Source organism: Bradyrhizobium sp. USDA 4486 (genome assembly GCF_054057995.1).
Map to the genome: position 1 here is coordinate 5996149 of NZ_JBSRZV010000001.1, position 24065 is coordinate 6020213.

General features: G+C 64.4%; 23 protein-coding genes and 1 pseudogene. 13 read left to right on the forward strand and 11 right to left on the reverse strand.

All coding sequences use genetic code 11. The features are described from left to right. Positions 1 to 80 precede the first annotated feature (80 nt). A complete protein-coding gene (locus tag ACVWY3_RS28340; RefSeq protein ID WP_456841407.1) occupies positions 81 to 1517 on the forward strand; it encodes a glutamine synthetase family protein in 1437 nt (478 codons plus the stop codon). A 321-nt stretch (positions 1518 to 1838) separates the two neighbouring features. Further along, complete coding sequence (locus tag ACVWY3_RS28345; RefSeq protein WP_456841408.1) at positions 1839 to 2201, forward strand: hypothetical protein; 363 nt, start codon at positions 1839 to 1841, stop codon at positions 2199 to 2201. A gap of 74 nt (positions 2202 to 2275) precedes the next feature. Here the strand turns inward: ACVWY3_RS28345 and ACVWY3_RS28350 are convergent, their stop codons facing one another. The 7 genes from ACVWY3_RS28350 to ACVWY3_RS28380 form a co-directional block, all read right to left on the reverse strand. Further along, positions 2276 to 2989 (reverse strand): ABC transporter ATP-binding protein, encoded by a 714-nt coding sequence (locus tag ACVWY3_RS28350; protein ID WP_456841409.1) that lies wholly within the window; start codon positions 2987 to 2989, stop codon positions 2276 to 2278. Further along, positions 2982 to 3749, reverse strand: a complete 768-nt coding sequence (locus ACVWY3_RS28355) for an ABC transporter ATP-binding protein (RefSeq protein ID WP_456841410.1) — start codon at positions 3747 to 3749, stop codon at positions 2982 to 2984. Before ACVWY3_RS28355 ends, ACVWY3_RS28350 begins: the two co-directional genes overlap by 8 nt. After that, positions 3742 to 4686 (reverse strand): branched-chain amino acid ABC transporter permease, encoded by a 945-nt coding sequence (locus ACVWY3_RS28360; protein WP_456841411.1) that lies wholly within the window; start codon positions 4684 to 4686, stop codon positions 3742 to 3744. The genes ACVWY3_RS28355 and ACVWY3_RS28360 overlap by 8 nt, the downstream gene beginning before the upstream one ends. 13 nt (positions 4687 to 4699) lie before the next feature. Continuing rightward, the gene (locus tag ACVWY3_RS28365) at positions 4700 to 5617 is read right to left on the reverse strand and encodes a branched-chain amino acid ABC transporter permease (protein ID WP_456841412.1); all 918 of its coding nucleotides are present in this window, start codon (positions 5615 to 5617) and stop codon (positions 4700 to 4702) included. A gap of 292 nt (positions 5618 to 5909) precedes the next feature. Then, a complete protein-coding gene (locus tag ACVWY3_RS28370) occupies positions 5910 to 6128 on the reverse strand; it encodes a hypothetical protein (RefSeq protein WP_456841413.1) in 219 nt (72 codons plus the stop codon). Between the two features lies 1 nt (position 6129). Then, the gene (locus ACVWY3_RS28375) at positions 6130 to 6789 is read right to left on the reverse strand and encodes an acyl-homoserine-lactone synthase (protein WP_456841414.1); all 660 of its coding nucleotides are present in this window, start codon (positions 6787 to 6789) and stop codon (positions 6130 to 6132) included. Positions 6790 to 6877: 88 nt separating this feature from the next. Continuing rightward, positions 6878 to 7606, reverse strand: coding sequence for a LuxR family transcriptional regulator (locus ACVWY3_RS28380; RefSeq protein WP_342735701.1), 729 nt, complete (start codon positions 7604 to 7606; stop codon positions 6878 to 6880). 167 nt (positions 7607 to 7773) lie between these two features. Between ACVWY3_RS28380 and ACVWY3_RS28385 the strand changes: the two genes are divergently transcribed. From ACVWY3_RS28385 to ACVWY3_RS28430, 10 genes and pseudogenes are all read left to right on the forward strand, one after another. Beyond that, on the forward strand, positions 7774 to 7950 hold the full coding sequence (locus ACVWY3_RS28385) for a hypothetical protein (protein WP_456841415.1): 177 nt from the start codon (positions 7774 to 7776) through the stop codon (positions 7948 to 7950). A 509-nt stretch (positions 7951 to 8459) separates the two neighbouring features. After that, positions 8460 to 9398 (forward strand): LysR family transcriptional regulator, encoded by a 939-nt coding sequence (locus ACVWY3_RS28390; RefSeq protein ID WP_456841416.1) that lies wholly within the window; start codon positions 8460 to 8462, stop codon positions 9396 to 9398. Between the two features lie 132 nt (positions 9399 to 9530). After that, positions 9531 to 10409 carry a shikimate dehydrogenase gene (locus ACVWY3_RS28395; RefSeq protein ID WP_456841417.1) on the forward strand — a complete coding sequence of 293 codons (879 nt, stop codon included), beginning with the start codon at positions 9531 to 9533 and terminating at the stop codon, positions 10407 to 10409. Between the two features lie 56 nt (positions 10410 to 10465). Further along, a complete protein-coding gene (locus ACVWY3_RS28400) occupies positions 10466 to 11596 on the forward strand; it encodes an ABC transporter substrate-binding protein (RefSeq protein ID WP_456841418.1) in 1131 nt (376 codons plus the stop codon). A 121-nt stretch (positions 11597 to 11717) separates the two neighbouring features. Then, positions 11718 to 12593 carry a branched-chain amino acid ABC transporter permease gene (locus tag ACVWY3_RS28405; RefSeq protein ID WP_456841419.1) on the forward strand — a complete coding sequence of 292 codons (876 nt, stop codon included), beginning with the start codon at positions 11718 to 11720 and terminating at the stop codon, positions 12591 to 12593. After that, entirely contained in the window at positions 12590 to 13588 is a 999-nt protein-coding gene (locus ACVWY3_RS28410; protein ID WP_456841420.1) for a branched-chain amino acid ABC transporter permease, read from the forward strand. The genes ACVWY3_RS28405 and ACVWY3_RS28410 overlap by 4 nt, the downstream gene beginning before the upstream one ends. Continuing rightward, positions 13585 to 14328 (forward strand): ABC transporter ATP-binding protein, encoded by a 744-nt coding sequence (locus tag ACVWY3_RS28415; protein ID WP_456841421.1) that lies wholly within the window; start codon positions 13585 to 13587, stop codon positions 14326 to 14328. Before ACVWY3_RS28410 ends, ACVWY3_RS28415 begins: the two co-directional genes overlap by 4 nt. Positions 14329 to 14340: 12 nt before the next feature. Continuing rightward, positions 14341 to 15078 carry an ABC transporter ATP-binding protein gene (locus ACVWY3_RS28420; protein ID WP_456841422.1) on the forward strand — a complete coding sequence of 246 codons (738 nt, stop codon included), beginning with the start codon at positions 14341 to 14343 and terminating at the stop codon, positions 15076 to 15078. Positions 15079 to 15086: 8 nt separating this feature from the next. Continuing rightward, positions 15087 to 15854: pseudogene (locus ACVWY3_RS28425) on the forward strand (Gfo/Idh/MocA family protein); the annotation flags it as partial. 276 nt (positions 15855 to 16130) lie between these two features. Further along, a complete protein-coding gene (locus ACVWY3_RS28430) occupies positions 16131 to 18002 on the forward strand; it encodes a bifunctional sugar phosphate isomerase/epimerase/4-hydroxyphenylpyruvate dioxygenase family protein (protein WP_456843479.1) in 1872 nt (623 codons plus the stop codon). Positions 18003 to 18251: 249 nt separating this feature from the next. Here ACVWY3_RS28430 and ACVWY3_RS28435 read toward each other — a convergent pair whose 3' ends face one another. After that, positions 18252 to 19424, reverse strand: coding sequence for an ABC transporter substrate-binding protein (locus tag ACVWY3_RS28435; RefSeq protein WP_456841423.1), 1173 nt, complete (start codon positions 19422 to 19424; stop codon positions 18252 to 18254). Positions 19425 to 19742: 318 nt separating this feature from the next. Here ACVWY3_RS28435 and ACVWY3_RS28440 point away from each other — a divergent pair, with 318 nt between their 5' ends. After that, positions 19743 to 21005, forward strand: a complete 1263-nt coding sequence (locus ACVWY3_RS28440) for an NAD(P)/FAD-dependent oxidoreductase (protein ID WP_456841424.1) — start codon at positions 19743 to 19745, stop codon at positions 21003 to 21005. A gap of 129 nt (positions 21006 to 21134) precedes the next feature. Here ACVWY3_RS28440 and ACVWY3_RS28445 read toward each other — a convergent pair whose 3' ends face one another. The 3 genes from ACVWY3_RS28445 to ACVWY3_RS28455 form a co-directional block, all read right to left on the reverse strand. Further along, positions 21135 to 22346: an ABC transporter substrate-binding protein gene (locus ACVWY3_RS28445; protein WP_456841425.1), complete on the reverse strand. Its 1212-nt coding sequence runs from the start codon at positions 22344 to 22346 to the stop codon at positions 21135 to 21137. A gap of 82 nt (positions 22347 to 22428) precedes the next feature. Next, positions 22429 to 22752 carry a 2Fe-2S iron-sulfur cluster-binding protein gene (locus ACVWY3_RS28450; RefSeq protein WP_456841426.1) on the reverse strand — a complete coding sequence of 108 codons (324 nt, stop codon included), beginning with the start codon at positions 22750 to 22752 and terminating at the stop codon, positions 22429 to 22431. Between the two features lie 11 nt (positions 22753 to 22763). After that, entirely contained in the window at positions 22764 to 23984 is a 1221-nt protein-coding gene (locus tag ACVWY3_RS28455; protein WP_456841427.1) for a cytochrome P450, read from the reverse strand. Between the last annotated feature and the right edge of the window lie 81 nt (positions 23985 to 24065).

Here is a 24065-nt window from a genome sequence, read left to right on the forward strand (position 1 = left end):
TCTGGAATACTGGATCGTCCGCCTTCGCGGACGATGACAGTGTACGCTATACTCTCATCGAGCGAGAAGGAATTAACGACGTGACTTTCGTCGCGCGTCATGCGTTGTGGTCGGATGAGCAGAAGGACGCAGCTCAGCGCATGCGCCGCATCGCCGAGGAGAAGAACCTCGAAGTCATCCGCCTCGCCTTCCCCGACCAGCACGGCATCTTGCGCGGCAAGACCATCATCGCCACTGAAGCGATCGCTGCGCTGGAAAGCGGCTGCTCGATCACCACCACCATGCTCGCCAAGGACACCTCGCACCGCACGGTGTTTCCGGTGTTCACCGCGGGCGGCGGCTTCGGCATGAAGGAGATGGAGGGTGCGGCCGACGTGCTGATGGTCGCCGATCCCACCACGTTTCGCGTGCTGCCATGGGCACCGGCGACCGGCTGGGTGTTGTGCGATCTCTATTTCGGCGATGGCCGCCCGGTGCCGTTCGCGACGCGCAACCTTTACCGGCGCGTGCTCGATGAGCTCGGCGCGCGCGGCCACGATTTCGTCGCGGGCCTCGAGGTCGAATTCCACATCTTCAGGCTCGACGATCCGCACATGGGTGCGGAAGACGCCGGTCAGCCGGGCACGCCGCCCTCGGTGAGCCTGCTCAGCCACGGCTACCAATATCTCACCGAGCAGCGGTTCGATCAGATGGAGCCGGTGCTGGAGATTTTACGGCGCGACATCATCGCGCTGGGATTGCCCTTGCGCTCCGTCGAGGTGGAGTTCGGACCGAGCCAGTGCGAGTTCACCTTCGCGCCGAGAAGGGGGCTGGAGCCCGCCGACAATATGGTGCTGTTTCGCAGCGCCGTGAAGCAGATCGCCCGCCGCCACGGCTATCACGCCACCTTCATGTGCCGGCCAAAACTGCCGAACGTGTTCGCGAGCGGCTGGCACCTGCACCAGTCGATCGTCTCGCGCGCGAGCGGCGACAATCTATTCATGGCAAAGGACGGTGCGGAGCCGCTCAGCGCGTTCGGCAGGTCCTATCTCGCCGGCCTGCTCGACCACGCCCGCGCCTCCACCGTGTTCACGACGCCCACCATCAACGGCTACAAGCGCTACCGCTCCTATTCGCTGGCACCGGACCGCGCGATCTGGGGCCGCGACAATCGCGGCGTGATGATCCGCGTGCTCGGGGGCGCGGGCGATGCCGCCACGCGCCTGGAGAACCGTATCGGCGAGCCCGCCGCCAATCCCTATCTCTACATGGCCTCGCAGGTTCTCTCGGGCCTTGATGGTGTCGATCGCAAGCTTGATCCCGGCCCTTCGGCGGATACGCCCTACGAGACCAAGGCGCCGCTGCTGCCGAAATCGCTGCGCGATGCGGTCAGTGCGCTGAAGGACGACCCGTTTTTCCGCGAAAAGCTTGGAGCCGAGTTCGTCGACTACTACACCCACATCAAGAACGCCGAGATCGAGCGCTTTCTCGCCGAGGTGACCGACTGGGAGCACCGCGAATATTTCGAGGTGTTTTAACTGCCCCGCTGAACCTCCCTCCGCGGGGCGAACAGGCTCGTCGTCTCACACGGTCGTGAGGTGGCTTCGTCGTCGTTGTTCCGACGACATCTTGCGGCCCTCTGACGAAGCCATTTTCCATTCCGGCGAAAACCGCCGGAAAGACGCAGGGTTTAGGGTGGTGGCCATGATCAACAGTGGAGTTCGATCATGTGGGGTCAATTGTTCAGCCTGATCTATCGCCTGTCCTGCCGGGCCACCCTGATCGAGATCGGCACGCACCGGCTGGCGCGCTAGCAATGCGATTTGGGTAAGACCTCTTGTCAGATAACAGGGATTGCCATGCGCAAGCTGATCCTGATCGCCGCAATGTCGCTGCTGGCGAGCCAAGCCGATGCAGGCGGGTCGCGAAGTCTGAGCCTTGCCGCCACCAATGCAGGCCAGCAACCGACCGAGCAGCCCGCCGCCGCGGCAGCGGTCACGCCGCAGACAAGTCAGGCACCGCCGCAGCCGGCAAATGCCCAGACCGCAACCACCGCACCAACGCCCGTTCCGACGGCGACGACGTCGCCAGCCGCAACGGCTCCAACCGCGCAATCAACGGCAGCGGCAGGCACGACCGGGACGACCAAGCCGAAGCGCCACCAGCCTTCCATCGAAACCCGCGTGGTGCGCGAGTTGCACCGTCACGGGATCTATTGGTGATCGGTAGCCGAGCGTTGCGATGCCGTCGGTAGTGCGCCGCGGTAGCAATATCCGGCCTGGCACGTGGGCTCGCGTCAGATGCCCAGATATTTATGCTGCAGATCCGGCTCGGCCATCAGCTCGTTTGACGTTCCGCTCCACACGGTCTTGCCCCGCTCGATGATGTAGTGGCGGTCGCAGATGCGGGCGAGGTGGTCGACGTTCTTGTCGACGACCAGAATCGACTGCCCGCGGCTCTTGAGCAACGACAGGCAGTTCCAGATCTCTTCGCGGATCAGCGGCGCGAGGCCCTCGGTCGCTTCGTCCAGGATCAGCAGTTTTGGATTGGTCATCAAAGCACGGCCGATCGCCAGCATCTGCTGCTCGCCGCCGGAGAGCTGATTGCCCATGTTGGCGGCGCGCTCGGCAAGGCGCGGGAACATCACGTAGATCGCCGCGAGCGTCCAGGGATTGTTGCTGCCGAAGCGATCGGCGGCGGCCGCAACCAGGTTTTCGCGCACGGTGAGGTTCGGGAATATCTGGCGTCCTTCCGGGACGAGGCCGATGCCGAGCTTGGCAATCCGATAGGACGGAAGCTGCCGCACTTCGGCGCCGGCAAATCGGATCGCGCCTGATCGCGCCGGCGTCAGGCCCATGATGGAGCGGATGGTGGTGGTCTTGCCCATGCCGTTGCGGCCCATCAGGGAGACCATCTCGCCTGCTCTGACCGACAGCGACAGGCCGAACAGCACCTGGCTGAGGCCGTAGCAGGTCTCGATGCCGTCGACGTCGAGCAAGGTGTCAGCCATGGTGCGTCACCACATGCTGGTCGCCGAGATAGGCGCGCTTGACCTCGTCATTGGCGCGGATCGCGGCCGGATCGCCGGAGGCGATGACGCGGCCATAGACCAGCACCGAGATACGGTCGGCGAGCGCGAACACCGCCGGCATATCGTGCTCGACCAGCACGATCGAGACCTCTTTGCGCAGCTCCTGGAGCAATTTCACCATGCGCTGGGACTCGGTGACGCCGAGACCCGCCATCGGCTCATCCAGCAGCAAAAGCTTCGGCTTGCTCGCAAGCGCGACCGCAAGCTCGAGCTCGCGGCGTTCACCGTGGCTGAGCCTGTTCACCACAACGTCGGCGCGATGGCCGAGGCCGACGCGGTCGAGCGCAGCATGCGCGGCGTCGCGCAGGCCCTTCTCCTTGCGCGCATTGGCGAAGAAGCGGAACGACGTGCCGGCATGCGCCTGCGCCGCCAGCGCGACGTTGTCGGCGGCTGTGAAGTCGAGCAGCAGCGAGGTGATCTGGAACGAGCGTGCGAGGCCCAGCGCGCAGCGGCGATAGGCCGGCAAGTAGGTTATATCGCGCCCCGCCAGCGACACGCTGCCGGAATGCGGCTCGAGATGCCCGGTGAGCTGGCTGATCAGCGTGGTCTTGCCGGCGCCGTTCGGGCCGATGATGGCGTGCAACTCGCCGGCCGAAACGTCGAGCGAGACGTTGTCGGTGGCGGTGATGCCGCCGAAGCGGCGCACCAGCTTTTCGACGCGGAGCAAGGGTTCAGCCACGGCCAGCCCTCCCCAGCATGCCCATGATGCCGCCGCGGCCGAACAGGACGATCAGCAGCAGCAGCGGTCCCATGATCAGCGCCCAATATTCGGTGATCTGCGACAGGAACTCTTCCAGCAACAGGAACACCACCGTGCCCATGACGGGGCCGAACAGCGTGCCCATGCCCCCCAGGATCACCATCACCATGAGGTCGCCGGAACGCGTCCAGTACATCACGGCCGGGCTGACGAAATCGGTGTTGTTGGCGAGCAGCGCGCCGGCGAGGCCACACATGGTCCCTGAGATGATGAAGCAGACCAGCTGGTAACGCTTGGCGGGAAAGCCGATCGCCTGCATGCGCTGCTCGTTGGAGCGTAGGCCCTGCACCACGAGGCCGAAGCGCGAATTGACGATACGCCAGATCAGGAAGATCACCGCGAACAGGCAGGCGAGGCAGAGATAATAGAACTGCATGCGGTCCGAGAGGTTGATCAGGCCGGAGAAGTCGCTGCGCTTGTAGACGGTGAGGCCGTCGTCGCCGCCGTAGCGTGCAAGGCCCGAGGCGACGTAATAGGCCATCTGCGCAAACGCCAGCGTAATCATGATGAAATAGACGCCGCGCGTGCGCAAGGAGAGCGCACCGATTACGAGCGCGTAGAGCGCAGACGCCGCCAGCGCGACCGGAAACTGGATGAAGCCGGAACCTATGCCTTCCTGCGCGAGCATGCCGACAGCGTAGCCGCCGATGCCGAGATAGGCGGCATGGCCGAAGCTCATCATGCCGCCAAAACCCATGATGAGGTTGAGGCTTGCGGCTGCCAGCGCCAGGATGACGATGCGGGTGAACAGCGTCAGGAGGAAGATATTGCCGGATAAATACGAATAGAGCGGCAGCAGCACGAGGCCCGCCAGCATCAGGGCCGTGACGGCCTTGCTCACGCTCAAACCCTTCATCGACGCAAGCTCTTCATCGGCGATGGGCCGGAAACAGCCCCTCCGGCCGCACCACCAGCACGATCGCCATCAGGAGATAGATCAGCATGGACGACAGCGCGGGTGCGGCGGTGGATGCGGCGGCGCCGCTCAGCACTTGCCGAAGCAGGTTCGGCAGGAAGGCCCGGCCGAGCGTATCGATCATGCCGACGAAGATGGCGGCGAGGAAGGCGCCACGGATCGAGCCGATGCCGCCGATCACGATGATGACGAAGGCGAGGATCAGGATGTTCTCGCCCATGCCGATCTGCACGGTCAGGATCGGCGCTTGCATCAGGCCAGCGAGGCCGGCGAGCGCGGCACCTAAGCCGAACACCAGCGTGTAGAGCAGCTTGATGTTGATGCCGAGCGCACCGATCATCTCGCGATTGGAGGCGCCGGCGCGGATCAGCATACCGATGCGGGTGCGCATCACGCCGAGATAGAGCAGCAGCGCCACCAGCAGCGCCACGATGATGATGGCGAGGCGATAAGCGGGATAATGAATGCCGGGCAGGATCGGCACCGGCACGGTGAGCCAAGCCGGCAGCGGCAGCGCAAGGCCCGCCGGGCCCCAGATCAGCCGCACCGCTTCATTGAAGAACAGGATCAGGCCGAAGGTCGCGAGCACGTGGTCGAGATGGTCGCGGCCATAGAGATGCCGCAGCGCGGTCACCTCCAGCACGATGCCGAGCACCAGCGTCGCGCCAAGCGCCATCAGCGCGCCGAGCAGGAAGCTGCCGGTCCAAGCCGCGAAGGTCGCGGCGAAATACGCGCCCATCATGTAGAGCGAGCCGTGCGCGAGGTTGACGAGATCCATGATCCCGAACACCAGCGTCAGACCGGCGGCGAGCAGGAACAGCAGCAGGCCGAACTGCAATCCGTTCAAGAACTGTTCGACGACGAGCAGCATCAAGACTCTTTCAAGCGCACGCGATATCGCGCCGATGTTCGAACACAGTCGCCATCAGTGAAAGAGCTCCCCCTGCCTCTTCAAGGCGGAAAAATGGGTAATGGCAGTATCGTTCCGAGGCAAGAGCGATTCTACACCAGACATGCACTTTGTTGCATGCCGATGCATGCGATCGAATGCTGCCGTGCAAGAACGCTGCCGTGCAGCATGGGGCAACCTGCCGCACCCAAACGATAGCCCTCTCCCCGGAGCGCGGGGCGAGGGCGTGAATGTCATCAGGAGAGATAAGCCTCTAGTGCGACGTCATCTGGTGGGGACGCTCATCCGGCTCGGCCAGCATGCTGTTGGCCGTCGAAGCCTCCAGCGCCGCCATCCGGAACAGATAGGCGAGCGTCGCCAATCCGGAGTCGTCCGCCATCTGCGCCAGCTCGAGCGCCATATCGGACATGTAGCCGAGATTCTCGTCCTTGGTCTGCGCCATGATCTGGCTGTCCCGCATCATGTTCGACATCTCAAGCGCTCTTTCGTTGCGCGGCAGCGAGGCCGCAAAGGTTGGCACGGGCGATGCAGTCGATCCGCGGACCGTCCTGATGCACGACATTCTTCATCCCGATCCGCTCGCGAACGACGTCGAGCGATTCCTGGCGAACCTCGATCGTCGCCGCGATGGTCCAGGAATCCTCGATCAGCGCCGGCAATCCCAGCGGGGTGACGACGAATCCGATGTCGTGGAAGCGCGGCAACCACCAGGTCTCCATGACCAGACAGAGCCGCTCGATCCCTTGATCGAGACAGAACTCCTGCGCGGCCGCCATCAATTGCAGATTGAGCGCACCGTCGCGGCGCTCGCGCGACACGAAAAAGCGAGACCACTCCCAGACCAGCGGGTTCGCCGGGCATCCCCGCACCGCGGCCAGGTGCGGGAAGACCTGGCTCATCATGGTCGGCTTGGTAGTGGGGTACAGGCGGTAGCCGCCGAGCACGCGGCGGTTCTCGAGCGACAGCATGTAGACGGAATCGTCATTGTCGTAGGCGTCGATCTCGCGGCCATCGGGCTTGCGCAGCGCCTCCCACTTCCGTTCCTCGACAAAAATCTCGTGGCGCAGCCTGAAATGCTGATCGAGGACGTCCTCGTACCGGTGCCGGTTTACGGCAGAGATGACGTGAATCATCGACTCCCCCATGGCTTGAAATAATGGGGGAATCCTCATGGAAAACGGCCAGAGGGACTATTGGGAAATTTCCCAGTACGCGCCGATTTCAGGGCGTGATGATTCTTTGCCGGATCGCGAGCGCAACCGCATGGGTGCGGTTGACGGCGCCAAGCTTGCGCGCGGCAGTTGCAAGATGCTCTTCGGCGGTGCGCTGCGTGATGTGCAGGATCTCGCCGATTTCCCAAGCCGACTTGCCCTGCGAGGCCCAGGCGAGCACCTCGCGCTCGCGCGGGGTGAGACGCGCGGAGGGATGCGGCGCCGGTGCGAGCAGGCGGCGAATATGGTCGAAGCCGTACATCGCGATCAGGTGCAGCGCCGGCTTGCTGCGAGCGTTGAGATCGAGGTGGACGCCGCCGAGCGAGACGCCCGCTTCATAACCGGTCAGACCGTGGATCGGCACCACGAAGCCGCGCGACATGCGGAAGTCAGCGGCCCGCCGCATCACTTCCGCAGCGCCCGGCTCGAACTCCGCATCGTAAGGAGCTTCCGACCATTCGAACGGATTCACCGTCTGCCGGCACTTGCGGATCACGGGATCCACGCGGTCGTAGCTCTTTTCAGTGTAGAGGCTGAACCACTCCGCCGGCCAGCGCTTGGCGAGCACCATCTGGGCGAAGCGCTGATCGGGATTCGGCAAACCGGTGACGATGATGTGCTCAAAACCGTACCGGCTGAACGCGGTTGCAAGCGCGTCCATGGTGTCAGGAACCCTGGTATGGGCTCCCAAACCCTCGATGAAGTCGAGCGCTTCCCGTCCATAGTCTACGGCGGACATCGGTGCGTTTCCTGACCCACGACGTCCGCTATAGCACGTATTCGGGGGCTCCCTCAATTCGCCGCTCCCGTAGTTTTCCGGTGCCCGCGCGCTCTGAACATTTAATCTACTTGTGGAAGAAGTGGCCTCAAGATACACCTGCAAGCGTCTGAAGCGGGAAAACCACGATGAAAGACGAGGACATCGCCCTCAACAGCGTGCTCGGCCTGGAATTGAACCGCGTGTTTTTCGCCGTCCGTGAAACGGCAAACAAGCAGAAGATCATCGAGTTCGCGCGCGAGGTGCTGCAAAGCGAGCGCACCAAACCGGCAGACACCGCCTCGCCCGAAGGCCCGGCGAGCTAGCCCACGCAGTTGAAGCAACGGCGCCGATGGAACAGATCGCGCGGCGACGCCACCCCTCCATTTGAACGCGCAGAGTTTAGTCGAAACACTCTCACCGCGAATTCTCGCGCGATTGTCGTTCGTGGGCCCGCTACTCTCTCACCGTCCCCTCGGCGATAGACTATCGCGGATGGCTTCTTGGTAACGGCCAGAGCAAGCGCCTCGTCCTTCGAGACGACCGCTTCCAGCGGTCTCCTCAGGATGAGGCTAAGCAGCATTGGCCCCGTTGAAATTGCAGCCGCGCACTCCGTCCTCATCCTGAGGGCCCGCATCGGCGGGCGTCTCGAAGGATGGGCTGCGGGCGAGCCATCCGCGGCAGTTCTTTGTATGCGATAGCCCTGCCCTGGAGGGGAGGGTGAAGCATCCGCCATCCACATCGCCGGTCACTTGCCGCTGGCTGACACCGCGGCTCTCGTGAGATGATCGCGCCACGATCTCTCTCGGATGCCAATCCTTCGGATACCACGACCATGATGACGCTGCGCCAGGTTGAAGTGATCCGTGCCGTGATGGTGACGGGCACCATCGGCGGCGCGGCCAAGCTGCTCAACGTCTCGGCGCCGGGGATCAGCCGCCTCGTCAAATACACCGAGCGCTCGCTCGGCATCCGCTTCTTCCAGCGCCAGAACGGCCGCTATTTCCCGACGCCGGAAGCCGAGAACATCTTCGAGCAGATCAACGGGGTCTACAAGAAAGTCGACGATCTCTCCGAGATCATCTCCAAGATCGGTCGTGGCGGATTGTCGGAGCTGCGCATCGGCTCGGTACCGAGCATCTCGCAGGTGATGGTGCCGCGCGCGATCGAGCGCGTCCGGCGCCGCTATCCAGATCTCGGCATCGACATCAACATCCTCAAGCTCGAGGAAGCCATTGACTACCTCATGCTCGGCCGCGGCGAGTGCGTAGCGATGAGTTATCGCCTCGAACATTCCGGGCTCGATTTCATGCCGCTCGCCTCGGGCGAGCTCTACTGCATCGTGCCGCCCGGCCACGAACTCGCCGGCCGCAAGCAGGTCTCCGCCGCCGAGATCACCCGCTACCCGCTGATCGGCATCGATCCCAAAGACCCCTACGGCCGGATCATGGCCGAGATCTTCGCGCGCAACCGGCTCGACTACAACATCACCATCCGCGCGCGCTTCGGCACCACGGTCTGCGCGCTGGTGAAGGCGGGGCTCGGCATCGCCATCATTGACCAGTTCACCGTGGCCCATGGCGGCTATCCCGGCATCGAGCTGTTGAAGATCACCGAGCCGACGCGGTTCGACACCTATATCGCGGTCAAGCGCGGCGCGCCGCTGTCGCTGCATGCCGAATATTTCATCGAGGCCCTGCGCGCCGAGATGCGCGCGGTCGAGCCGTCCCGCGGCAACGGCAAGGCCGCCTCGTCACGCGGACGGAAGAAATAACACGATGTTAGGTTTGCCGGATAAAAGGGTAATTGTGTTAGGCGGGGGAAAGGCTATCGTCGGACTTGGAAGTGCGGGTATTTCGCGGCTAATGGCCGGAATTCACCGTTCACCATCGGGCGATAGTCAATCATGTCAAAGCGCGGACCTGCCGCACCCAAGAAACTCCTGACCGGCCTGATCGGCGCGCCGATCGCGCATTCCGCCTCCCCTGCCATGCATGAGCGCGCCGCCGAGGCGCTCGGCCTGCGCGGCCATTACCAGCTCATCGAAGTCGCCGGTGCGGACGCGACCGGCCTCAGCATGATGCTCGAAGGTGTGCGGCGGCTCGGCTTTGCCGGCGTCAACGTCACCTATCCCTACAAGGAAGCGGTAGTCCCGCTGCTGGACGAGCTGGCCACGACCGCGGCCACCATGGCCGCAGTCAACACCGTCGTGGTCAAGGAGGGCCGGCTAATCGGCCACAATACCGATACCACTGGCTTTGCGCGCGCCGTCAAACCGCTGCTGGCGCCTGCCGGAAATGCGGTGGCCGTCATCGGCACGGGCGGCGTCGGCAAGGCGATCGCATTTGCGCTGGCAAGCCTCGAGGTCGCTGACCTGCGCATCTTCGACAGCGAGCCGGCGCGGGCCGAGAAACTCGCCGCGCTGCTGGCCAACCACGGCGGCGCGCGGGTGGCCGGGAGCGTCGAGGACGCGCTCGACGGCGCAACCGGCCTCGTCAACGGCACGCCGGTCGGCATGCTGCCGAACCGTGACACCCCGGTCGCGCCGTCGCTTCTGCGCGAGAACCTCTGGGTCGCCGACGCCGTCTATTCGCCGCTAATCACGCCGCTCCTCGCCGCAGCGCAAGAGAAGGGTGCGCGGATCATGACCGGGCGGGAGCTTGCGATTTACCAGGCCGCCGACGCCTTCGAACTGTTCACAGGCCTTGCCCCGTCGCCCGAAGTCATGGGAGAGGCTTTCGACGCCGTGATGGCCGCGCGCAGCGCCGCATATCAGGCAGCTTGAAGCGAAGCGGCCGGATACAAGGCCGCTTGCAAAATTGAACCGGAGAGGAGAGGACGATGAAATCAACGCTACTGGTGGGCGCGCTGCTCACCGCAATCGCGGCCACGGGCGCCTTTGCCCAGGCGATCAAGCTCGCCGACGTTGCCGAGCTCTCGGGCGGCGGCGCCACGGTCGGCACCAACTGGAAGAACGGCATCGACCTCGCCATCGAGGAGATCAACGCCAAGGGTGGCGTACTCGGCCGCAAGCTCGAGGTCACCCACGCCGACTCCCAGTCCAACCCCGGCGTTGCCCGTGCCCAGGTGCAGAAGGCGCTCGACGCCGAACCTTACGTGCTGCTCGGGCCCGGCTATTCCGGCTCGGTGAAGGTCACCGCACCGCTCGCGGCCGAAGCCGGCATCACCCAGATCATGGGTGGCGAAGCCGCCGAGTTGACGCAAGCAGGAAACAAGTTCCTGTTCCGCACCTCGTTCGGCCAGCAATCCTCGATGCCGAAGGTCGCAAAATACATCCACGACGAGATGAAGGCGACGTCGGTCGCGGTGGTCTGGGTCAACAACGATTTCGGTCGCGGTGGCCGCGACGTCATCGTCAAGGAGCTCGACCGGCTCGGCTCCAAGGTGGTCGCCGACCTCTCGACCGAAGCCGGCCAGGCCGACTTCGCCGCCGACGTCGGCAAGATCAAGGCCGCCAATCCCGACGCCGTCTTCGTCTATCTGAACGAGGAGGAGAGCGCGCGCATCCTCAAGGAGCTGAAGCGCCAGGGCGTCACCGCGCCGCTGATGGGCGAGACCACGCTGATCGGCCAGAAGGTGATCGAGCTCGCCGGCGATGCCGCCAACGGCGCGCGCGGCCATGTCGGCCTCACCACCGATGCGCCGGTCGACCTGATCAAGGCGTTCCGCGAAAAATTTTCCAAGAAGTACAATTACGTCCCCGATCATAACGGCCTGAAGGGCTATCTCGCGGTCTACATGGTGAAGGCCACCACCGAGAAGATGGGCAAGGTCGATCCCAAGGCGTTCGCCGACAGGCTGCATGGATTGACGATCAAGGCCGCGGAGGAGCCCGGCATTCTGATGGACGTCACCTTCGATGCGAACGGCGACATCGATCGCCAGAGCTTCCTGGTCGAGGTCGTCGAAGGCAAGCAGGTCGTGAAGCAGGTGCTGCCGAAGGTGAAGTGAGGTCTCTCTTCCTCCCTCATACCGGTCTTCGCGGGGCGAGATCTTTCGTCGCCCTCTCCCCGCCCTTCGCGGGGAGAGGGAAAAGAGAGAGAACGGGGAGAGGGAGAGGAACGAGGGGAACATGTCCAATCTATTCGATCTACTGGTCGCGGGACTTGCCACCGGCGCAATCTATGCGCTGGTTGCGGTCGGCTTTACATTGCTGTGGCAGACCTCGCAGACCATCAATTTCGCGCAAGGCGAGTTCGTGATGCTGCCGGCATTTCTGATGCTGGCGGCGATGCACGCCGGCGCGCCGTTCTGGCTCGCGATCATCCTCGGCATCCTGCTCTCGATGATTCTGCTCGGCCTCGCCTTCAAGATGCTGCTGGTCGACCCGATGATGCGTCATGGCGTGCTGCCGCTGGCAATCGCGACCATGGCGCTGGCGATCGGCATCAAGGAAGCCGTCAAGCAGTTCTTCAGCGCGGAGGCTTCGCCCTTCCCCTCGATCGTTCCGACCGGTGACATCTCCATCCTCGGTCACGCCGTTCCGCTGCAAAGCATCGGCGTGCTCGTCGTTGCCATCCTCGCCGTTCTTGGGCTGACGGCGCTGCTCAACCGCACCTCGCTCGGCCACCAGATGCAGGCTGCGGCGCAGAACCCGACGGTGGCGCGCATCATAGGCGTTCCAGTCGAGCGCATGATCCTCTTGACCTTCCTGATCAACGCCTTCCTGGTCGCATTGGCCTCGCTGCTGATCACGCCGATTTATCTGGCCAAATTCTCCTCCGGCGAGGTGCTGGGCCAGGCCGCCTTCATCGCGGCGATCGTCGGCGGCTTCAACCAGGTCCGCGGCGCGATCGCCGGCGGCCTGCTGATCGGCGTGCTCGACAATCTCGCCGCCTCTTATGTCTCGACGCAGTATCGCGCGGCGGTGCCCCTGATCTTCCTGATCGCCGTCATCCTGTTCCGGCCGCAAGGATTACTCGGCCGCGCCGAGGAGCGCACGGTATGAACGGCTTCGCCAACCCTCTGAAGATCGCGCTCGGCCTCATCGTCATCGCCGGCCTGGTCATCGTTCCCATGAACTTCAACCGCTACGGCCTGTTCATCCTCAGCCAATGGGCGGTGATGACCATCGCCGCGATGGGCCTCAATCTCACGCTCGGTTACGCCGGCCAGGTTTCGCTGGCGCAGGGCGCCTTCGTCGGGATCGGCGCCTATGCGGCGGCGATCATGACGACCCATGGCTGGCCGCTGCCGGCCGCGATCCTGGTTGCGATTGCTTTAAGCTTCGCGATCGGCTGGGTGCTCGGCTATCCCGCGCTGCGCGTGCAACACCATTACCTCGCTTTCGTCACGCTTGCCTTCTCCACCCTGGCGTTCCTCGTGTTCCGCAACGAGAGCTGGCTCACCGGCGGCATCTACGGCATCTCCAACATCCCGCGCCCGCACATCTTCGGGCTCGCGACCAACAAGCCGCTGCCGTTCTATTATGTCTGCCTCGGCTCGCTCGCGATCGTGTCGCTCGCGATGTGGTGGCTGATCCGCTCGCCCTGGGGCCGCGCCTTCATGGCATTGCGTGAAAACCCGCTGCGCGCGCAATCGCTCGGCATCGACACGCGGCGCTACACGTTGATGGCGTTCGCGATCGGCTCGGCGCTCGGCGGCGTTGCCGGCACGCTCTATGCACCGCTGACCCAATATATCGACCCCGTGCCCTTCAACCTGTCGCTCTCGCTCGATCTCCTGATGATGGTGATCGTCGGCGGCGCCGGCTTCTATTTCGGCCCGTTCCTGGGGGCGATGATCGCGGTGCTGCTGCCGGAATGGCTGCGCTTCACCGAAGGCTATTATCTGATGCTCTACGCCGTCGCGGTGATGCTGCTGCTGATCTGGTCGCCGACCGGCATTCTGGGAATCCTCGATCGCTACATGGCCGCGCGGCGCACCAAGGCCGCGTCTGCCTTGCGTGCCGTCGCGAAGTCGCGCCTGGAGACGGTGCAATGAGCGCGGTCCTCGAAGTCACTGACATCAAGAAGAACTTTGGCGGCATCAGCGCCGTCGACGGCGTCTCCTTCGATGTGCGCGAGGGCGAGATCCTCGGCCTGATCGGCCCGAACGGCTGCGGCAAGTCCACTCTGTTCAATTGCATCCTCGGCCAGCTCACGCCGTCAGGCGGCGAGGTCAGGCTCGACGGCAAGCTCGTCACGGGCCTCCGTCCTTCCGAGCTGAACAAGTTAGGGGTCAGCCGCACCTTCCAGCTCCTGCAGGTGTTCCCAAAGCTCTCGGTGCGCGAGAACCTGATCCTTGCCGGGCAGGAGCACCAGGGCAACATAGCCTCGCGCCTGGTCGGCCGCTCCGACGCCGGCTTGACTGATGCCGCCAACCAGATGATCGGCTTCTTCAAGCTCGACCATCTCGCCGACGAGCCCGCCGGCGGCCTCTCCTACGGCCAGCAAAAGCTGCTCGACGCCGCCATGGCCTTCATGGGCGGACCGCGCCTGGTGCTGCTCGACGAGCCCGCCGGCGGTGTCAACCCGTCGATGCTGGCGGATTTGAAGGAGCGTCTGGTCGCGATCAACCGCGAGAAGAACGCGACCTTCGTCGTGATCGAGCACAACATGGAATTCGTGATGTCGCTATGCTCGCGCGTGATGGTGATGGCGGAAGGCAAGGTGCTGGCGATGGGACGGCCGGACGAGGTGCGCAAAAACCCCGCCGTGATCGAAGCCTATCTCGGACATTAGGGAAAGCAGGCCATGAGCGATCCGATCCTCTCGGTTCACAATCTCGTCGGCGGCTACGGCAAGATGACGATCCTGAACGGCACGAGTTTCGCCGTGCCGCCGGCGACCATCACCACCATCATCGGCCCCAACGGCGCCGGCAAGTCCACCGTGTTCAAGGCAATCTTCGGCCTGCTGAAGCTGCGCGAGGGCAAGATCAGCTTCGCTGGCCGCGACGTCACCAATTTGAGCCAGCGCGCGCTGCTCAATGCCGGCATCTGCTATGTGCCGCAGGGACGCAACATCTTCCCGGAGCTCTCGGCGCGGCACAATATCGAGCTCGGCGGCGTCGCCGCCGGGAAGGGCCTCGATTTGCCGAAGCGGATCGAAGCAGCGCTCGACCTGTTTCCGGCGCTGCGCCGCAAGTCGGCGCAGCAGGCCTCGACGCTCTCGGGCGGCGAACAGAAGCAGCTCGAGATCGCCCGCTCGCTGCTGCTCGATCCGAAGCTCGTTCTGATCGACGAGCCCTCGATCGGCCTGTCGCCTCTGATGGTGCAGCAGACCTTCGACATCCTCAAAAACCTGCGTGACCGCGGCGTCACGATCCTGATGATCGAGCAGAACGCACGCTCGGCGCTGGAAATGTCCGACATCGGCATCGTGCTCGAGCTCGGCCAGACCCGCATGGTCGACAAGGCCGATCGCATCCTGAACGATCCGCGGATCGGCCAGCTCTTCCTCGGCGGTGCCATGGAGGAGAGTGCGGCATGAGCGCGCAAATGCGTATCGCAGTCGCCGGGGCCGGCCTGATTGGCCGCCGCCACATCGAGTTGATCGCGGCATCAACGGACTGCGTGCTGGCAGGCATCGCCGACCCCTCGCCTGCCGCAAAGGACTATGCGCAATCGCACGGCGTGACCTGGTATGCGGACCATCGCGCGCTGCTGGAGCAGGACAAGCCCGACGGGCTCGTCATCGCCTCGCCCAACACGCTGCACCTTCCGATCGCGCTCGATTGCGCGGCGGCGGGCGTGCCGGCTCTGATAGAGAAACCGGTGACTGAGACCGTTGCCACGGCGCAGCACCTCTGCGCCGCGATCAAGCGCACCGGTGTGCCGATGCTGGTCGGCCATCACCGCCGGCACAATCCGATCATCAAGGCCGCACGCGAGACGGTGTCGATCGGCAGGCTCGGCCAGCTCACCGCGGTGGTCGGGCTATGGCTGCTCAAAAAGCCCGACGACTATTTCGAGGTCGCTTGGCGCCGCGAGCAGGGCGGCGGACCGCTACTGATCAATCTCATCCACGATGTCGACAACCTCCGCTTCATCTGCGGCGAGATCACCGAGGTGCAGGCGCTGACCTCGAACCGAGCGCGCGGCTTCGCCGTCGAGGACACCGCAGCGCTGCTGCTGCGCTTTGCGAACGGCTCGCTGGGGACCGTCACCGTATCGGATGCGACGCCGGCGCCGTGGAGCTGGGAGCTTTCCTCGGGCGAGAACGCTGCATACCCTAAGCAGGATCAGCCCTGCTACATCTTCTCCGGCACCGCGGGATCGCTGTCCGTGCCGAATATGGAGCTGTGGTCCTATGCGGAGCGGCCCGGCTGGTACGCGCCATTGTCGCGCGAGAGCGTCGCGCCGCCGCGCCTTCGATCCACTGGTCGAGCAGCTCCGCCATTTCTGCGCGGTCATCGCCGGCCACGAACAGCCGCTGATCTCGGCCGAGGATGCAATGGGCACGCTCGCCGTCGTCGAAGCCGTCACAGAGGCCGCGCGCACGGGCCAGGCAATCTCGCCGGGGCGGATCATGGAGCAGGCAGCATGAACAAACGCGCGATCGCGACCGTCTCTCTCTCAGGCGCCCTGGACGAAAAGCTCCGCGCCATCGCTGCCGCCGGCTTCGATGCCGTCGAGATTTTTGAGAACGATTTGCTGTCGTTCGGTTCGGGTCCGCGCGAGGTGGCGCAGCTCTGCAAGGACCTCAAGCTGGAGATCTGCGCTTTCCAGCCGTTCCGCGATTTCGAGGGCATGCCGGAGCCGCAGCGCACGCGCAATTTTGCCCGCGCGATGCGCAAGTTCGACCTGATGCAGGAGCTCGGCACCGATCTCTTGCTGATCTGCTCCAACGTTTCGCCCAACTCGCTCGGCGGCATCGACCGCGCCGCGGATGATTTCCGCGAGCTGGGCGAGCGCGCCGCCAAGCGTGGCTTGCGCGTCGGCTACGAGGCCCTTGCGTGGGGGCGCCACGTCAACGACTACCGCGATGCCTGGGAGATCGTGCGGCGCGCCGATCATCCCGCGATCGGCGTCATCCTCGACAGCTTTCACGCGCTGGCGCCGGGCTTTCCGACCCGCGCGATGGCCTCGATCCCCGGCGACAAGATCTTCCTGGTGCAGCTTGCCGATGCGCCGAAGCTCGAACTCGACATTCTCTCATGGAGCCGGCACTTCCGCTCCTTCCCGGGTCAGGGCGACCTGCCCGTCGGCGAATTCATGAAGGCGATTGCGGCGACCGGCTACGCGGGGCCACTGTCGCTCGAGATCTTCAACGACCAGTTCCGCGCCGGCTCGGCGGCCCAGACCGCGGTGGACGGCCTGCGCTCGCTCATCCTGCTGGAGGACCAGCTCGCGCCCGATTGGCCGAAATTTGCCGGCGAGCCACTGGCGCCGAAGGCCAAGAGCGGCGGCACCGGGTTCATCGAGTTTGCCGTCAACGAAGCCAAAGCCGGCGATCTCGCCCGCCTGTTCTCGCAGCTCGGTTTCCGAAAGTCCGGCAAGCATCGCAGCAAGGCAGTGGAGCGCTGGTCGCAGGGCAAAGTCGAGCTCGTGATCAATTGCGAGACCGATGGCTTTGCGCATTCGCACTATGTAACGCACGGGCCCGGCGTCTGCGCCATCGCGCTCGATGTCGACAATGCCGGCCTTGCCATGCAGCGCGCCGAGATGCTGAAGGCGCGGACGTTCTACCAGCCGGTCGGACCCGGTGAGCTTGAAATTCCGGCGATCCACGGCGTCGGCGGCAGCCTGCTCTATTTCCTCGACCAGGCCGGCAAGAACTGGGACACGGATTTCGAGCCGGTTGCGAGCGATGCCGCCAGGGACGCCCTGCTCGCCGTCGACCACATCGCGCAGTCCATGCCCTACGACGAGATGCTGTCCTGGCTCTTGTTCTACACCGGCATTCTCGATCTCAAGCGCCTGCCGCAGATGGAGATTGCCGATCCCAGAGGCCTCGTGCAGAGCCAGGCCATCATCAACGCCGATCAGAGCCTGCGCTTCGTGCTCAACGGCTCCTCCGCCAACCGGACGCTGCCGGCGCGCTTCATTTCGGAATTCTTCGGCTCAGGCGTGCAGCACGTCGCATTTTCTTGCAACGACATCTTCGCGACGGTCGCGGAGATGCGCAAGCGGGGCGCGGATTTCCTGGACATCCCCGACAACTACTACGACGACATCGAGGCCAAATACGACCTCGCCCCCGAGCTGATGGCGCAACTGCGCGCCAACCACATCCTCTACGACCGTGAGGGTGACGGCGAGTTCTTCCAGGTCTACACCCACATTTTCGACGAGCGCTTCTTCTTCGAGATCGTCGAGCGCAGGAATTATCAGGGCTTCGGCGCGGCCAATGCCGGCATCAGGCTCGCCGCGCAAGCCCGCGAGGTGCGGCCCGCCAGCATGCCGCGAGTGTAGGCGTCTTCGCCTCTCCCCGCCTGCGGCAGGGCAATCGCATATGAAAACGGCGTGATTTTTGGCGCTACCGTTTCCATCGTCGCCATCCACGTCTTCACTCTTGCAAAACAAGACGTGGATGGCCGGGACAAGCCCGGGCATGACGAGTTTGTGGAGCGATCGGCTGCTCACAAGACACATCGAACCTGCAGCATTATCCGCATATGCGATTGCCCTGCCGCTTGCGGGGAGAGGGAAAGAGCATCAGCCTCACTTCATCGGGCACTTGTCGTGGAAACGATCTTGGTCGTTCTCCACGATTGTCGCGACGGTCTTCAGCGCGAGCTGGCCTTCGGCATCCTTCACCACGTCCTGGAGGTAGAAGCTCTGCACCGGGATGTGGTTGTTGCCGTATTTGAACGCGCCGCGCAGCGACTTGAAGTTGGCCTTTTCCATCTCGGCCTTCATCGCGTCCTTCTTGCTGGTGTCGCCCTTCACCGCGACGACCGCGCTGTTGATCAGCTGCGCCGCGTCATAGGTCTGCGCGCCGTAATAGGTCGGGCGCAGGCCGGCGTACTTCTTGCGGTAGTCGGCGACGAAGCGCTTGTTCTGCTCGTTGGGGAGGTCGTTGACCCATTCCTGCGCGCCGGGGACGCCGAGCGCGTTGTCCTTCTGCAACGGCAGCGACAGCTCGTCGACGGTGAACGCCGTGTAGAGCGGCATCGTGCTCTTCAGGCCGGCCTGCGCATATTGGTTGAGGAACTGCACGCCGGCGGCACCGGGATAGAACACGAAGATCGACTCCGCGCCCGAGGCGCGTGCCTTGGAGAGCTCGGCGGAGAAGTCGAGCTGGCTCGGCCACACCGTGTATTCCTCGCCCTTGATCTCGCCCTTGAACGTGCTCTTCACGCCCGCCAGCATGTCCTTGCCGGCCGCGTAGTTCGGGCCGATCAGGAACACGCTCTTGACGCCCTTCTGGTTCATGTAGAGGCCCATGGCGGCGGGCGTCTGGTCGTTCTGCCAGGAGGTCGAGAACACGTAAGGCGAACAGAGCTCGCCCGCGAGCTGCGACGGGCCGGCATTGGCCGAGATCAGGAAGGTCTTCGAGTCCACCGCGGTCTTCAGCGAGGCCAAGAGCACGTTCGACCAGATGTAGCCGACGATGAAATCAACCTTGTCGGACTGAACCAGCTTCTCGGTCTTCTGCTTGCCTACGTCAGGCTTCTGGCCGTCGTCCTCATAGATCACCTCGACCGGCTTGCCGTCCATCTTGCGCCCGAGATGATCGAGCGCGAGTTCGAACGAGTTGCGCATGTCGTTGCCGATCACGGCGGTCGGGCCGCTGAAGGTCGAAACGAAACCGATCTTGATGGTGTCGCCGGCGAATGCCGGGCTCGCCAGCACCAGCGCCGCTGCGCCCGCCAGCCAGAATGCCGTCCTCATAACCACTCCCCTCCTTATTATCGATCCGATCCCGGGAACGGGGTGATCGCCGCCCCGGGGCCAGTCTCCATTGAAATGCAAAATCTGTCGCGCCGCCAATGGGTCAGCGCCCGCCTCTGCACCATATTTCGCCCCAATCGGGGATGGCAAGAATTATAATGCTACTTACTTCGGCCAAGGCCTAGTCAAGCCTGCGGCGCTTTTTCGCGGGGATATCGATACACCGGGCCTATGCAGCGATTGGTGATGGCTATTGGACCGCGGCGCCCGATCCGCACTTAAATGAAGGAAGAGAGCAGCGAGATTCGAGGGCGCATCATGACCACGACACCGCATCGCGTCGTCATCGTCGGAGCCGGCTTCGGCGGACTGGAGACGACTTACCGGCTTGCGGGCGCGCCGGTCGAGATCACGCTGATCGACCGACGCAACCATCATCTGTTTCAGCCGCTGCTCTACCAGGTCGCGACGGCCTCGCTCGCGACCAGCGAGATCGCCTGGCCGATCCGGCACCTGATGCGCGACCGGCGCGAGGTGACGACGCTGTTCGCGACCGTCAGCGGTGTCGATGCCGCGCGTCGCTGCGTCCTGATCGACGACGGCAGCGAGGTACGCTACGACACGCTGGTGCTCGCGACCGGCGCGCGCCACGCCTATTTCGGCCATGACGAGTGGGAGGCATGGGCACCAGGCCTGAAGACGCTGGAGGATGCGACCACGCTGCGCCGGCACATCCTGGTGGCGTTCGAGCGCGCCGAGCGCGAGACCGATCCGGCGCGGCGCGCCGCGCGGCTGACCTTTGTGATTGTCGGCGCCGGCCCGACCGGCGTCGAGCTTGCCGGCACCATCGCCGAGATGGCGCATCACACTCTGCCCGGGGATTTCCGCAACATCGACACGACCAAGGCGCGCGTCGTGCTGATCGAGGCCGGCCCGCGCGTGCTGGCGGGCTTCGCCGACGACCTCTCCGCCTATGCGCAGGCCTCGCTGGAGAAGATCGGCGTCGAGGTCGTGCTCGGGCAGGCCGTCACCGAGATCAATCGCGAGGGCGTAGTGTTCGGCGGCAAGCTGCTCGAGGCAAAGACACGAATCTGGGCCGCCGGCGTGCGCGCCTCGCCCGCCGCAGAATGGCTCGGTGCGCCGGCCGATCGCGCCGGGCGCGTAGAGGTCGAGGCCGACCTCACCATTCCCGGCCATCCCGACATCTTCGCGATCGGCGATACTGTCAGCATCAACGCCTGGGACGGCAAGCCGGTGCCCGGCATCGCGCCGGCGGCCAAGCAGCAGGGACGACATGTCGCTGAAACCATCAAAGCCCGCCTGCGCGGCGAGACCAAAGGCGCGTTCCGCTACAAGCACGCCGGCAGCCTCGCCCAGATCGGCAAGCGGCTCGCGGTGATCGATTTCGGCAAGGTCAAGCTGCGCGGCACCATCGCGTGGTGGATCTGGGGCATCGCCCACATCTACTTCCTGATCGGCCTCCGCCATCGCCTCAGCGTCGCACTGAGCTGGCTGTGGATCTACGCGCGGGACCAGCGGGCCGCACGGCTGATCACGCAGGGATCAAGCAAGGTGGCATAACCGATGCTCTCGTGTCCCGGACGCGGCGCGGCATGAAATGACGCGACGCAGAGCCGGGACCCAGAATTGTGGGCCCCGGCTCTGCGTTGCATCGCTGCGCGCTGCGCCGCGTCCGGGGCACGCGACCGCCTACTTCACCAACTCACACCCGCCCTCCGCCAGCGGGCGGAAGGCCTGGTCTGCGGGAATCTTCGAGACCAGCTTGTAATAATCGTAGGGATATTTCGACTCCTCTGGCTTCTTGACCTCAAACAGGTACATGGGATGCACGACGCGGCCGTCCTGGCGGATCGTGGTGTCGCCGAACAGCTTGTCCTTGCCTTTGAACTTCTTCATCTCGGGCACCACGTCCCTGGCATTGTCGCTGCCGGACGCCGCGACCGCGTTGAGATAGGCGAGCGTCGAGGCATAGACGCCGGCCTGGTTGCCGCTCGGCATCTTGCCGTTCATGCCGGGCCGGACCGCAAAGCGCTTTGCGAAAGCGCGGGTGTCCTCGTTCATGTCCCAGTAGAAGGCTTCCATCAGCTGGAGCCCTTGCGCGACCTTGATGCCCATGCCGTGAATGTCGTTGATGAAGAGCAGGAAGGCGACGAGCTTCTGCCCGCTTTGCTGAATCCCGAACTCGGCGGCCTGCTTCACTGCGTTGATGGTGTCGCCGCCGGCGTTGGCAAGGCCGATCACCTGCGCCTTCGAGCCCTGCGCCTGCAGCAGGAAGGAGGCAAAGTCGGAGGTGCCGAGCGGATGTTTCGAAGAGCCGAGCACCTTGCCGCCGTGGCCCTCGATATACTTTTGCGCTTCAGCCTCGATGCCCTTGCCGAGCGCGTAGTCGACCGTGAGGAAATACCAGTCCTTGCCGCCGCGCGACATCATGGCGGCTGCGGTGGTGTTGCCGGTCGCCCAGGCATCGTTGACCCACTGGATCGTATTCGGCGAGCAGGCCTTGCCGGTGAGATCCGAGCTTGCCGTGGACGACGCCAGGAAGGTCATGCGGCTGTCGCGCAGCAGCGTGTTGATGGAAAGACCGACGGCCGAGTTCGGCACGTCGACGATGGCATCGACGCCCTCGACATCGAGCCATTTGCGCGCGATGGCATTGCCGACATCGGCCTTGTTCTGGTGATCGGCATAGACGATCTCGACCTTGATGCCTTTGCCGCCGCCGTTGAAATCTTCCGCCGCCATGCGCGCGGCCTCGACCGAGCCCATGCCATTGGTGTCCTGGAAGATGCCGGAGATGTCGTTGAGCACGCCGACGCGCACGACATTGTCCGAGATCTCCGCACTCGCAGCACTGCTCATCAGGCCTGCGGCCAGCGCAAGTGTCCACCTCAGCCGTTTCATCGTTCCCTCCTTGATGTGTTTGGGCCGGCCGTTGCCGGAACATTCTTGAAAGTCAGCTTCTTGAAGGTCAGACTTTTGAGAATCAGACCTGCCGCTCCGGCAGTCTCAGCACGATCCCGTCGAGCGCGGGCGTGATCATGATCTGACAGGATAGCCGGCTGTTCGGCAGCCGCTCCGCCGCGGTGCCGTCGAGCAGGGCGTCCTCGTCGCCGGCGACCGCAGGCAGACGCGCGAGCCAGGCTTCGTCGACATAGACGTGGCAGGTCGCGCACATGGCGTTTCCGCCGCATTCAGCCAGAATGCCGTCGAGGCCGTGCCGCGTCGCGGCCTGCATGGCGCTTTCGCCGCCTGAGGTCTCGACGCGCTCGGACTTTCCGTCGGGATGAATGAAGGTGATGGCGGGCATGAAACTCCTCGTCAGGCCGGGGTGATGGTAACAGGCAGGCTGTCGAGCCCGCGCAGCGTGTTGTTGAAGCGGCGCTTCGGCTCGCCCGTGATCTCGATCTTCGCGACGCGGCGGGCCAGTGCGGTCAGCATCACCTCGCCTTCGAGGCGGGCGACGAGCTGGCCGACGCACATGTGGATGCCGGAGCCGAAGCCGACATGGCCGGAGGTACGGCGGGTGATGTCGTAGCTATCAGGCTTGTCCCAGCGGCGCGGGTCGCGGTTGGCGGCGGCGAGGAACATCAGCACCTTTTCGCCCTCGCCGATGCGCGCACCGGAGATCTCGACATCCCGCGTCGTCGTGCGGAAGAAGGTCTGCACCGGGCTCTCGAAGCGCACCGCCTCCTCGAAGGCGCCACGCGCCAGCGAGAGATCATCGCGCAGGCGCTGCCACTGATCGGGAAAGCGCGCGAGGCAATAGACCGCCGCGCCGATGCCGTTGACTGTTGTATCGAGCCCGGCGGAGAGCAGCGAGCGCACCAGCAGCGGCGCCTCCGTCGCCGTGATGGCGCCCTCGTCCACCTGCGCATGAATGCAGGCGCCGAAGCCGCCGGGTGCAAGGTTCTCGCGCTGGCATTGCTCGGCGACGTAGGCTTGATGCGGCATCGAACGTTCGATCGCCTCCTGGCGCAGCTGGTTGGGCGGGCCGAAGGCGTTGAACACGACGCTCGCATAGGGAATGAGATGCTCGCGCCCCTCCGGCTTCAGCCCGAGCGCATCCGGAAAGATCGAGAGCGGATAGGCTTCGGCGAGATCCGTGATCGCATCGAAGCTGCGCTTGTCCAGCAGCGCAGCGACCCTCTCCTCGGCCGCTGCGGCGAAGCGATCGCGCACCTGCTTCATCACGGTCGGCGAAAGCACCTTCGACAGCACCGCGCGGGTGCGCGTGTGCGCCGGCGGATCGGCCTCCAGGATCAGGCTCGGCGGCCGCCATGGCGTCTCCTTCTTGAAGTCGGACAGGCCGACGCCGCGGCTGGAGCAGAAGGTGGCGGGATCGTTGAGGACGGCATGGACCTCGGCATAGCGCGCCACGCCGTAGACGTTCCACTTATCGAGATAGACCACCGGTCCCGTCTCCCTCAGCAGCTCGTGCGTGGGATACGGGTCGGCAAAAAACTTCATGTCGAACGGATCCACGTCGAGATGTGGGACGGCCGGCGAACCATTGGCCGCTGGGGAGCCGCTTGCGCTCATTGAAGTCCTCCGTCACTTTGATCTTGTGAAACGCGGCCGCATGCCCTTAGGTCTAAAGGCAGCTTGCGAGTCAAAATCCCG

What these genes read in the sequence shown, in the direction of transcription:
- ACVWY3_RS28345 (WP_456841408.1), top strand. Translation starts at nt 1,839, where the DNA reads ATGCGCAAGCTGATCCTGATCGCCGCAATGTCGCTGCTGGCGAGCCAA.
- ACVWY3_RS28350 (WP_456841409.1), bottom strand. Translation starts at nt 2,989, where the DNA reads ATGGCTGACACCTTGCTCGACGTCGACGGCATCGAGACCTGCTACGGC.
- ACVWY3_RS28360 (WP_456841411.1), bottom strand. Translation starts at nt 4,686, where the DNA reads ATGAAGGGTTTGAGCGTGAGCAAGGCCGTCACGGCCCTGATGCTGGCG.
- ACVWY3_RS28365 (WP_456841412.1), bottom strand. Translation starts at nt 5,617, where the DNA reads ATGCTGCTCGTCGTCGAACAGTTCTTGAACGGATTGCAGTTCGGCCTG.
- ACVWY3_RS28370 (WP_456841413.1), bottom strand. Translation starts at nt 6,128, where the DNA reads ATGTCGAACATGATGCGGGACAGCCAGATCATGGCGCAGACCAAGGAC.
- ACVWY3_RS28375 (WP_456841414.1), bottom strand. Translation starts at nt 6,789, where the DNA reads ATGATTCACGTCATCTCTGCCGTAAACCGGCACCGGTACGAGGACGTC.
- ACVWY3_RS28380 (WP_342735701.1), bottom strand. Translation starts at nt 7,606, where the DNA reads ATGTCCGCCGTAGACTATGGACGGGAAGCGCTCGACTTCATCGAGGGT.
- ACVWY3_RS28385 (WP_456841415.1), top strand. Translation starts at nt 7,774, where the DNA reads ATGAAAGACGAGGACATCGCCCTCAACAGCGTGCTCGGCCTGGAATTG.
- ACVWY3_RS28390 (WP_456841416.1), top strand. Translation starts at nt 8,460, where the DNA reads ATGATGACGCTGCGCCAGGTTGAAGTGATCCGTGCCGTGATGGTGACG.
- ACVWY3_RS28395 (WP_456841417.1), top strand. Translation starts at nt 9,531, where the DNA reads ATGTCAAAGCGCGGACCTGCCGCACCCAAGAAACTCCTGACCGGCCTG.
- ACVWY3_RS28400 (WP_456841418.1), top strand. Translation starts at nt 10,466, where the DNA reads ATGAAATCAACGCTACTGGTGGGCGCGCTGCTCACCGCAATCGCGGCC.
- ACVWY3_RS28405 (WP_456841419.1), top strand. Translation starts at nt 11,718, where the DNA reads ATGTCCAATCTATTCGATCTACTGGTCGCGGGACTTGCCACCGGCGCA.
- ACVWY3_RS28410 (WP_456841420.1), top strand. Translation starts at nt 12,590, where the DNA reads ATGAACGGCTTCGCCAACCCTCTGAAGATCGCGCTCGGCCTCATCGTC.
- ACVWY3_RS28415 (WP_456841421.1), top strand. Translation starts at nt 13,585, where the DNA reads ATGAGCGCGGTCCTCGAAGTCACTGACATCAAGAAGAACTTTGGCGGC.
- ACVWY3_RS28420 (WP_456841422.1), top strand. Translation starts at nt 14,341, where the DNA reads ATGAGCGATCCGATCCTCTCGGTTCACAATCTCGTCGGCGGCTACGGC.
- ACVWY3_RS28430 (WP_456843479.1), top strand. Translation starts at nt 16,131, where the DNA reads ATGAACAAACGCGCGATCGCGACCGTCTCTCTCTCAGGCGCCCTGGAC.
- ACVWY3_RS28435 (WP_456841423.1), bottom strand. Translation starts at nt 19,424, where the DNA reads ATGAGGACGGCATTCTGGCTGGCGGGCGCAGCGGCGCTGGTGCTGGCG.
- ACVWY3_RS28440 (WP_456841424.1), top strand. Translation starts at nt 19,743, where the DNA reads ATGACCACGACACCGCATCGCGTCGTCATCGTCGGAGCCGGCTTCGGC.
- ACVWY3_RS28445 (WP_456841425.1), bottom strand. Translation starts at nt 22,346, where the DNA reads ATGAAACGGCTGAGGTGGACACTTGCGCTGGCCGCAGGCCTGATGAGC.
- ACVWY3_RS28450 (WP_456841426.1), bottom strand. Translation starts at nt 22,752, where the DNA reads ATGCCCGCCATCACCTTCATTCATCCCGACGGAAAGTCCGAGCGCGTC.
- ACVWY3_RS28455 (WP_456841427.1), bottom strand. Translation starts at nt 23,984, where the DNA reads ATGAGCGCAAGCGGCTCCCCAGCGGCCAATGGTTCGCCGGCCGTCCCA.